Annotated in this window: 9 protein-coding genes; 4 read left to right on the top strand and 5 right to left on the bottom strand. The window is 70.5% G+C overall.

Annotated features, from left to right (window positions below; all coding sequences use genetic code 11):
* Positions 1-828: a ParB N-terminal domain-containing protein gene (locus AC1ROY_RS21555; protein ID WP_493150941.1), complete on the bottom strand. Its 828-nt coding sequence runs from the start codon at positions 826-828 to the stop codon at positions 1-3.
* 2 nt (positions 829-830) lie between these two features.
* Complete coding sequence (locus AC1ROY_RS21550; RefSeq protein ID WP_493150940.1) at positions 831-1196, bottom strand: helix-turn-helix domain-containing protein; 366 nt, start codon at positions 1194-1196, stop codon at positions 831-833.
* A 115-nt stretch (positions 1197-1311) separates the two neighbouring features.
* On the opposite strand from AC1ROY_RS21550, the gene AC1ROY_RS21545 reads away from it, so the two are divergent.
* The 3 genes from AC1ROY_RS21545 (at position 1312) to AC1ROY_RS21535 (ending at position 3991) form a co-directional block, all read left to right on the top strand.
* On the top strand, positions 1312-2097 hold the full coding sequence (locus AC1ROY_RS21545) for a LexA family transcriptional regulator (RefSeq protein WP_493150939.1): 786 nt from the start codon (positions 1312-1314) through the stop codon (positions 2095-2097).
* 209 nt (positions 2098-2306) lie between these two features.
* Positions 2307-2879: a transposase gene (locus AC1ROY_RS21540; RefSeq protein WP_493150938.1), complete on the top strand. Its 573-nt coding sequence runs from the start codon at positions 2307-2309 to the stop codon at positions 2877-2879.
* 98 nt (positions 2880-2977) lie between these two features.
* Entirely contained in the window at positions 2978-3991 is a 1014-nt protein-coding gene (locus AC1ROY_RS21535) for an SMP-30/gluconolactonase/LRE family protein (protein ID WP_493150937.1), read from the top strand.
* A gap of 3 nt (positions 3992-3994) precedes the next feature.
* Here the strand turns inward: AC1ROY_RS21535 and AC1ROY_RS21530 are convergent, their stop codons facing one another.
* The 3 genes from AC1ROY_RS21530 to AC1ROY_RS21520 are packed head-to-tail and all read right to left on the bottom strand — an operon-like array spanning position 3995 to position 7560.
* A complete protein-coding gene (locus AC1ROY_RS21530; RefSeq protein WP_493150936.1) occupies positions 3995-5014 on the bottom strand; it encodes an acyltransferase family protein in 1020 nt (339 codons plus the stop codon).
* 9 nt (positions 5015-5023) lie between these two features.
* Positions 5024-6355 carry an NAD(P)/FAD-dependent oxidoreductase gene (locus tag AC1ROY_RS21525; RefSeq protein ID WP_493150935.1) on the bottom strand — a complete coding sequence of 444 codons (1332 nt, stop codon included), beginning with the start codon at positions 6353-6355 and terminating at the stop codon, positions 5024-5026.
* 44 nt (positions 6356-6399) lie between these two features.
* Positions 6400-7560: a citrate synthase family protein gene (locus tag AC1ROY_RS21520; RefSeq protein WP_493150934.1), complete on the bottom strand. Its 1161-nt coding sequence runs from the start codon at positions 7558-7560 to the stop codon at positions 6400-6402.
* A gap of 143 nt (positions 7561-7703) precedes the next feature.
* On the opposite strand from AC1ROY_RS21520, the gene AC1ROY_RS21515 reads away from it, so the two are divergent.
* The gene (locus tag AC1ROY_RS21515) at positions 7704-9098 is read left to right on the top strand and encodes a CoA transferase (RefSeq protein WP_493150933.1); all 1395 of its coding nucleotides are present in this window, start codon (positions 7704-7706) and stop codon (positions 9096-9098) included.
* Positions 9099-9154: the final 56 nt, after the last annotated feature.

Genomic DNA, 9154 nt, shown 5'->3' with positions numbered 1-9154 from the left:
TCAGGCTTCCTCTTCCATGGCGATGAAGGCGCGGAATGCGCGCCTGGCGGGGGCCTTGGCCTGCTTCCAGGCGTTCTTCAGCCGCTCGATCTGGATCGCTGTTTCGTCCGGCGGCGGGAGGCGCCGCATGTGCCGCAGCGCGTCGTTGACCTTCCTGACCTTGCTCGTCGGCTCCAATAGGATGTCGAGCACCGCATGCTGCTCGAGCTCGGTCAGCTTCGCGGCGCCGCGGCCGATCAGGTCGTCCATCGCGGCGCCGTTATCGGCGATCCAGGTGCCCTTGATCCGCGCCAGGATGGCCGGGCGCTTGGCCAGCGGCTCATAGCGGTTGGAGATGCGCCGGACCGTGCGCTCGTCCACGCCCAGCTTCGCGGCAGCGGCGGCCGAGAAGCTCTGGGCCAGGGGGTGCTCGACCAAACGGACATCGATGTCCGTTTGCTTCCGCCGGCGGTCGCCGCCCTGCTTCGTGTCGGGGTGCAGGAGCAGGTAAAGCCGCTTGTGCTGGGCCAGGAAGGCCGCGCGGTCGAGCTCGGTGAGCTCGTGGCGGACCAGGTTCTCCTCGACCTCGCGCAGCCGCGCCTGCAGCTCGGTGCCCTCGAAGAGGAGGGCCGGGATCTCCGTCAGCCCGGCCTCCAGGGCGGCGCTGGTGCGGTGCGCGCCGGAGACGAGGAGGTAGCGGCCGGCCTCATCGGCCGGCATGACCTCGATCGGGCTCCTGATGCCGTCCGTCCGGACGCTCTCGGCGAGGATGGCCGTCCAGTCGGGGTCGATCTCCCGGAGGCGCTGGCCGTAGTCGACGGCCCGGGGGTCGATGTGGATCAACTGCATGTCTAGGCGGCCCTCGCGTTTGGACGGTGCGTGTCGAGGCGGGGCGGGCTAAGTTTCCGATCGGCGCGGGATCGCGGGGTGCCTTCGGGCGTCCAGCGGTCCGGCCAGAGGGTGTGCGGGGGCTGGTCCAGCTCCGCGGCGATGCGCCGTTCGATGGTCGGCAGGTAGTGCCGGCCGTTGATGGCGGCGGAGACCGCGGAGGCCGAATAGCCCCAGCGGGTCGAGAGGCGTTCGAGGGTGCCGTGCTTCACGCGCAGCGCCGCCTTGATCTCCTCCCGGTGCCAGCTCGTTGGCTTGTCTCGCCCCATCAACCCGCTCCGCAGGACCACCGCCCGGTGCCTGCTGGCGGGGTCGGTGGTCATGTTCATGAGCGCGAAGATACACGTTTGGGTATGACGTTCAACCCGTTTCGGCAATTGCATGTTGCCATTCTGAGGTTTTGCGTCCCGAAATGGGTATAAGCCTTTGTCTGGAATGGCATTTATGGACGATTTGGGGCCCAATGTGACTGCCGATCAGGATTTGACAGTTCCCGGTTCGGAAGGTGCAATTGCCGAACGGGCATTGCGGCTCCGACAGGCCGTGAGGGATGCCGGAGGCAACGCCGCGGTCTCAAGATCCTCGGGCCTGCCTCTAAACACCCTCAATCGCTACCTCTCGGGTCGCGACATGAAGGCGGCCAACATGATCGCGTTGGCGCAGGCCACTAAGGTCAGCTTGGACTGGCTCGCGACCGGCGAAGGGCCCATGAAGCGCGGGATGGCCGAGACTGGTGATGAGTTCAGGGCCGTCATGGTGCGCGCCGACGAGCTCGAATTGCAGCAGGCGCTGGTTAAGCCTCCGCGGGGGACCGTGCTGATCGGCCGCTACGACGCTCGCGCGAGCGCCGGCGTCCCCATACTGCGGGGCGACACCGCGATCATTGAAAGGATTGCCTTTTCCGAGGACTGGATCCGCACGGTTCTGCGCCGTGATCCCGCGAACCTGGCGCTGCTGGAAGGCACCGGCGACAGCATGACGCCGACGATCAACGATGGCGACGTCATGATGATCGACATCTCGGTGAATGAGGTCCGTTCCGCCCGCATCTACGTGCTCGATGTCGACGGCAGCCTGATCGTCAAGCGCGTCCAGCGGCTGGTCAAAGGCGGCTTCAAGATCATCAGCGACAACCCCCGATATGAGCCGGAGGTAGTGCATCCGTCGGAGCGGGACCCTCTCCGCGTGGTGGGAGAGGTCGTCTGGAAGTCCGGCCCGATGCTCCTCTAAGAGGTTCCTCAGCGGCTTCTAAGAGCCCGCCGGCGCATAGGCCACCGACTCCGAGTTCGTTTGGCGAAACCCAATTTTTTCGGGCTTCCCTCCAGATTCGATCGCTATGCCTGCAGAGGCCTCCGCCGCGGTCGAAAACCCAATTTTTTCGGGCCTTTGTCCCTCTATATCCCGTTTCGTCCCGGTTGATCCCGGCACTCCAGGTTCAAGTGTCAGACGTCACCCACGCCCCTCTCTCCGATGCCGAATGGGCCGCCCTTCTCCCCTATCTCTCCGACGAGGCCCGCGGCCGCCCCTGCGATCACCGCGCCCGCTTCGACGCCATCTTCCGCGTCGCCGCCACCGATGGACCCTGGTCCGATCTCCCCGATCAATACGGCAAGCCCGACACCATCTCCCGCTACTTCCGACGCCTGACCCATGCCGCGCTCTGGGAGCGGCTGCTGATCGGCCTGTCCCTCGCCCCGGCGGACCACCCGCTCCGCCGCCTCCAGGGCCTGATCTGCCGCGCCACCCGCCGCGCCATCCGCATCCGCGGCCTCGCGCTCATCGTCCTGATCCGACGCCTCAACCTCAAGCGCGCCCTGCCCGGACCGCCCTGGATGTGCCCCGATCCGGATTTGTCCGAAATCATCCCGAAGCTGCCGATCAGGGAGCGACTGTCCGGATGGCGTCGCAACAAGCAGGCCGCGCGCGACTTCATCCGCGGCCTCAAGAGCCTCCACACCCTCGTCGCAGGCCGCCGGTACATCCCCCGCGCCCTCAAGGTCTCCTGGCCGTGAGGCTGGCGCGCCATGATCCCCGTGTTAGCGTTCCCTCGGCCGGCAACGGTCCGATGGCCGGTCAACGGCCCGACAAGAACACTCGGAGGGAACCTCACATGGACGCCAACCGCCGCGGCCTGCTCACGGCCGCAGGGGCCGTGCTCGCCCTGCCCGCCTTCCTCTCCTCAGCCCGGAGCCAGAACGTGGAACGCTACCCCGATCCTGCCGTGCAGGTGCTCGACCCGTCCTTCAACCGCTACCGCCTGCTGCTCGCCGCCGTCGAGCAGCTCTGGACCGGCGCGCGCTGGAGCGAGGGTCCCGCCTGGTTCGGCGACCACCGCTGCCTGATCTGGTCGGACATCCCCAACAACCGGATGCTCCGCTGGTCCGAGGAGACCGGCGGCGTGGACGTGTTCCGCGGCCCCTCCAACAACGCCAACGGCAACACGCGCGACCGCCAGGGCCGCCTCGTCACCTGCGAGCACCTGACGCGCCGCGTCACCCGCACCGAGTTCGACGGCAGCATCACCGTCCTGGCCGACCGCTTCGACGGCAAGCGGCTGAACAGCCCGAACGACGTGGTGGCGAAGTCCGACGGCAGCATCTGGTTCACCGACCCGCCCTTCGGCGTCCTCGGCTTCTACGAGGGCGAGATGGCCCAGCCGGAACTGCCCACCAACATCTACCGCGTGGACGGGCAGACCGGGCAGGTCACGGTCGCGACCGGCGACATCGGCCGGCCCAACGGCCTCGCCTTCTCGCCCGATGAATCGAAGCTCTACGTCGTGGAAGCCGCGGCCACGCCGCGCGTGATCCGCGTCTTCGACGTGGACGGCGCGGGCCGCCTCTCCAACAACCGCATCTTCATCCAGTGCAAGGACGGCGAGACGCCCGACGGCTTCCGCGTGGACATCGACGGCAACCTCTGGTGCGGCTGGGGCATGGGCACGCCGGAGCTCGACGGCGTGCGCATCTTCAACAAGGACGGCGCGCCGATCGGCCATATCCGCCTGCCCGAGCGCTGCGCGAACCTGGCCTTCGGCGGGCGGCACCGGAATCGCCTCTTCATGGCGGCGAGCAAGTCGCTCTACTCGCTCTACGTGAACACGCAGGGCGCGCCCGGGGGGTGATTCCTAGCCCGGCAGCGCCGCGGGAACGGCGCTGCCGAGCCGCCCCGGGACCAGGCGGCGCAGCAGCGGCCGCTCGACCCACAGGTGGATCGCGATCCCGACCGCCGCCGAGGCCAGCAGGGCCAGGAGGATCGCCGGCACGCCCGTCACATCGAGGCCGAGGCGCGGCACGACGAGCTTGTACAGGATCTGCACCGTGAAGACGTGGCTCAGATAGATCGCGTAGCTGGCGTCGCCGAGCAGCAGGACGAGGCGGCTCCGCACCGCATGGGAGCGCTCCAGCAGCACCGCGGCGGCGACCAGCGCGGCGGCGGGCGGGCCCAGCAGCAGAAGCCGCCGCTCGGTGCGCCCGGTGGTCGCGCCGTTCATCTCGGCCAGGACCAGCGCGACGACGGCCAGCAGCAGCACCGCGACCGAGATGGCCGGCGGCACGCGCGCCGCGCCGGGCGAGCGCGTCAGCCAGTAGATGGCCACGCCGAGGCTGAACTCGATCGCGATCCAGTTCGTGAAGAAGATCGCCGCGACGCTGCCCGGCCCATAGGCGTTCAGCGCGGCCACCCCCGCCACGACGACGAGGGCCGCGGCCGCCGTCGCGTATCTCCGCAGCCCGAGCGCGAGCGCGCCGGCGACGATCGCGTAGAAGGCCATCTCGTAGTTGAGCGTCCAGCCCAGGTCGAGGATGGGCATGATCTGGCCCGGCGACTTCAGGTAGGGGATGAACAGCAGCGACTGCAGCAGGTGCAGCGGCTCGGCATTGGCCGCCCGTTCCGGCGTCGGCGCGGCGACGGCCAGGGCGAACATGGCGAGCGTCGCCATCCAGTAGAGCGGCAGGATCCGCGCGAGGCGCCGCGGGACGAAGCCGCCCGGCCCCGTCGCGCAGATATGCGACATGATGAAGCCACTGAGGACGAAGAAGATGTCGACGCCGAAATTCCCCACGGCCCAGGGCGTCTGCAGCGCGGCGTGGAGATGAACGACGCTGAGCGCCGCGAAGGCGCGCAGGGCCTGAAGATTCTGGATCATCCCGCAGCCTTAGATCATGCCAGGCACGGTGAGCTTGGTTCCGTCGATCAGCCGTTCGTGGCGGAAGGGCGTCGGATCGATGCTGGGCGTGGTGCCCGTCACCAGATCGGCGGCCAGCTTGCCGGCCGAGGGCCCGGTGCCGAAGCCATGCCCGGAGAAGCCGGCCGCCACGACCAGCCCGGGGATCTTCGCGATGGGCGCGATCACGGGGATGCCATCCGGCGTCCAGTCGATCGCGCCGCCCCAGCTCTGCGCCACGCGGATCTGGCCTTTCAGCTCCGGATAGGTCTCGCCCATCGCCACCAGCGCCTCGTCGATGAGGGATTGCTGCGGCTTCGGGTCCAGCATGCGGATGCGCTCGAAGGGCGAGACGGAATCCAGCGACCAGCGGCTCATCGATTCCGGCCCGTCGAAGAAGGAGCGCCCGATGCGGATGGCCAGCTTGTCGCGCCGTGCCAGGAACATGGGCCAAAACGCGCGCGCGTAGCGGAATCCCTGCGGCGCCAGCTCCAGCCGGCCGCGGCCGCTGAGCCCGATGGTGTAGCCGCCGTCGATCCGCCGCCGCAGCGTGAATTGCGGCGTGGAGAGCCCGCCCGTCACGATCTCTGGCAGCGGCGCCGTGCGGAAGGAGGTGGAGCGGATGCTCGCCTGCGGCAGCGAGACGCCATGGTGCCGCAGGAACATCGAGGCCCAGGCGCCGCCCGCCAGCAGCACCGACTGCGTGCGGATGGTGCCATGCTCCGTCACCACGCCGCTGACCCGGCCGGCCGTCGTCTCCAGCCCGCGCGCGGCGCAGTTCTCCACGATGGAGGCGCCCAGCCGCATCGCGGCGCGGGCGATGGCCGGCGCGGCCAGGCTCGGCTCGGCCTTGCCGTCGGTCGGGGAATACACGCCGCCGATCCAGGCATCCGCGGTGCCGGTGGCCATGGCGCGAGCCTCGGCCGCGCTCAGCATGCGCGTGTCGATGCCGAAGGGCTTGGCCAGCTGCCCCCACCTCTCCCAGGTCGCGATGGTGGCGGGGTCCTTGGTGACGTAGATCAGGCCCTTGCGCTGGAAGCCGAGGTCCTCGTTGGTCTCGACGGACAGCCGCTCCCACATGGCGAGGCTTTCCATCGCCATGGGGATCTCGCTGACGTCGCGGTTCTGCTGGCGCACCCAGCCCCAGTTGCGGCTGGACTGCTCGCCGCCGACGACGCCCTTCTCGACCAGCGCGACCGAGGTGCCGGACTTGGCGATGGTCAGCGCGGCGAAGACGCCGACGATGCCGCCGCCGATGATCACGACATCCGCCTGCGCGGGCGGCTTCGGGGTGCTGGCGATGGGGTCGGCGAGAAGCGGCACTCAGATGATTCCCTGGAAAGATGGGTCGGCGATGATGGGGCGGCTCAGCCCGGCGGAACAGGGCCCACATAGACGGCGCGGGGGCGGATGAGCTGGCCGTGCTCGCGCTGCTCCAGCGCATGGGCGATCCAGCCGATGGTGCGGCCCAGGGCGAACAGCCCGAAACCCGCGCCCTCCGGCAGGCGCAGCGCGCGCCGCAGCGCCACCAGCGCGAAGTCGATGGAGGGGTGCTCGCCGGTGAGTTTCTCGACCGCCTCGATGAGCGCCTGCGCCTCCGGGAAGCCCGGCAGGATCAGCGGCAGCAGCACGCGGCCGCGGATGTCACCCTCGGGGTAGAGCGGATGGCCGAAGCCGGGCACGTGGTCGCCGGCGGCGAGGCGGCGGCGGAGCTGCGGCGCGGGGTCGCCCGGCTCGAGGCTGTTCCACAGCGCTTCGAAGCGGGCCGTCGCGCCGCCATGCCGGCTGCCGGTGAGCGCCGCGAGGCCGCCGATGACGGCCGCGCGCAGGCTGGCCCCGGTGGAAGCGACGCAGCGGGCGGTGAAGCTGGAGGCGTTCAGCTCATGGTCGGCGCAGAGGATCAGCGCCATGCGCACCAGCTCCGCGCCCTCCGCGTCCAGCTTCCAGGCCTGGGCGATCTGCCGGTGCAGCGGGCCGGCGTCCGGCGATCTGCCCAGCACGGCCCCCAGCATCGCCCGGAGCAGCGCGCCGCTTCCCTCGGCCAGGCGGCGCGGATCCTTCTGCCAGAGGGCGGTGGGGTCGTCCTCGGTCGCCAGGGTGAAGCGCGTCAGCAGCACCTCGTCGAGCGGACCGTCGGGGCCCGCGGCCGTCACGGGACAGGTGTCGGCAACCGGCATCTCCCAGAGCAGCGCCGCCACCTCCTCCACCGTCGCCGATCGCGCGAGCGCGGCCGCGTCCTGCCCGCGATAGAAGAGCCGACCGTCGCGGATCAGCGTGATCGCCGATTCCAGCACCGGCGTGCCCCAGTCCAGCGTCGCCTTCGCAACCTCCTTCGGCTTGCGCCCGCGCCGCCGCTCGGCGCCGAGCCGTTCCACCGCCTCGGCCGCGTAGCGGCTGCGGCGCGGGTCCTCGCCGCCATGTCCACCCATTGCGGCGCGCAGCAGCCCGCGGCTCACATAGGCGTAGAGCGTCTGGCGCGACACTCCGAGCCGGCGCGCGGCCTCCTCGGCGGTGAGGTAACTGGACATGCGGACCCGATGTTGATTCGAGGAATCAAGATTGACGATATGCCGGAACAGGCGTGCCCTGGCCAGACAACAGATCGGGATGCGCGATTCAGACCTCCGGCGCCTTCGCGCCTTCGGTCATCGCATCGAAGGGAGCACAGCACGTGGATCAGGTCGCGCAGCAGGACACGGGAACGGACGCCGCCTTTCTCCAGGACATCTGGGCCGGGATCGGCGGGGATGCCGCCCATCTCGCCAAGGTGCGCTTCACCGGCGAGGGCGGGCTGAAGTCGGTCTTCGCCGTCACCCCGATCGCGGCGGCCTCCGTCGCGGCGGCCGGGCTGGCGGCGGCGGAGCTGGTCGCGGCCCGCACCGGCACCCTGCCCGAGGTCACGGCGGACCGCCGCCTCGCTTCCCTCTGGTTCGCCCACGCCATCCAGCCGCAGGGCTGGGACCTGCCGGAGCCTTGGGACGTCGTGGCGGGCGACTACGCCACGCGCGATGGCTGGATCAAGCTGCACACCAACCGGCCGCACCACCGCGCGGCCGCGCTCTCCGTGCTCGGCACGCCGCCCGAGAAGCCGGCCGTCACGGCAGCCGTGGCCCAATGGTCGGCGGACGAGCTGGAGGCCGCGATCCTCGCGGCCGGCGGCTGCGCGGCGCGGATGCGCCCGCTGGCCGCCTGGGCCGAGCATCCGCAGGGCCAGGCCGTCGCGGGGGAGCCGCTGCTCTGGGTCGAGAAGATCGGCGCCGCCCCGCAGCGCGAATGGCGCTTCGACCCCGCGCGCCCGCTGGCCGGCCTGCGTGTGCTCGACATGACGCGCATCCTGGCCGGGCCGATCGCCACACGCTTCCTGGCCCTGCTCGGCGCCGATGTGCTGCGCATCGACCCGCCCGGCTGGGACGAGCCCGGCATCATCCCCGAGGTCACCACCGGCAAGCGCTGCGCGATGGTGGATCTGCGCAGCGCCGAGGGGAAGGAGCGGCTCGCCGAGCTGTTCCGCGGCGCCGACATCTTCATCAACGGCTACCGGCCGGACGCGCTGGAGCGGCTCGGCTTCGGCACGGAAGCGCGCCATGCGCTGCGCCCCGGCCTCGTGGACGTCCGGCTCGACGCCTATGGCTGGTCCGGGCCCTGGGCCGGTCGCCGCGGCTTCGACAGCCTGGTGCAGATGAGCTGCGGCATCGCGGAGGAGGGGATGCGCCGGTACGGCACGGACAAGCCCAAACCCCTGCCCGTCCAGGCGCTCGACCACGCCACCGGCTATATCCTGGCCGCCGCGGCGTTGCGCGGGCTGTCTCGCCGGCTGACGGAGGGGCATGGCTCGGCCTCGCGCACCTCGCTCGCGCGCACGGCGGCGCTGCTGGTGTCGCGGCCCGCACGCGAGGAGGCGCCGATGGCGCCCATCGGCGAGGCGGACCTGTCCGAGGGCGTCGAGGCGACGGATTGGGGCCCCGCGCGGCGCGTCCGGCCGCCGGTGGCCATCGCGGGCGTGCAGGTCGGGACGGAGATTCCTGCCCGGAAACTGGGCTCTTCCGAGCCGCGCTGGGCGGAATGACGCAAGGGCCTGCGTGACGCGCGCGGCGGGCGGTCCTTATGATGCCGCAACAGGAC

The organism is Roseococcus sp. GW821-FHT12F05, assembly GCF_058806835.1.
Note: the sequence above shows the minus strand (reverse complement) of the source record. Positions and strands in the feature narration are given on the sequence as shown.

Bases quoted from the DNA above. Each gene is read 5' to 3' on its own strand.
- AC1ROY_RS21555 (WP_493150941.1), bottom strand. From the start codon at position 828: ATGCAGTTGATCCACATCGACCCCCGGGCCGTCGACTACGGCCAGCGC.
- AC1ROY_RS21550 (WP_493150940.1), bottom strand. From the start codon at position 1,196: ATGAACATGACCACCGACCCCGCCAGCAGGCACCGGGCGGTGGTCCTG.
- AC1ROY_RS21545 (WP_493150939.1), top strand. From the start codon at position 1,312: ATGGACGATTTGGGGCCCAATGTGACTGCCGATCAGGATTTGACAGTT.
- AC1ROY_RS21520 (WP_493150934.1), bottom strand. From the start codon at position 7,560: ATGTCCAGTTACCTCACCGCCGAGGAGGCCGCGCGCCGGCTCGGAGTG.
- AC1ROY_RS21530 (WP_493150936.1), bottom strand. From the start codon at position 5,014: ATGATCCAGAATCTTCAGGCCCTGCGCGCCTTCGCGGCGCTCAGCGTC.
- AC1ROY_RS21535 (WP_493150937.1), top strand. From the start codon at position 2,978: ATGGACGCCAACCGCCGCGGCCTGCTCACGGCCGCAGGGGCCGTGCTC.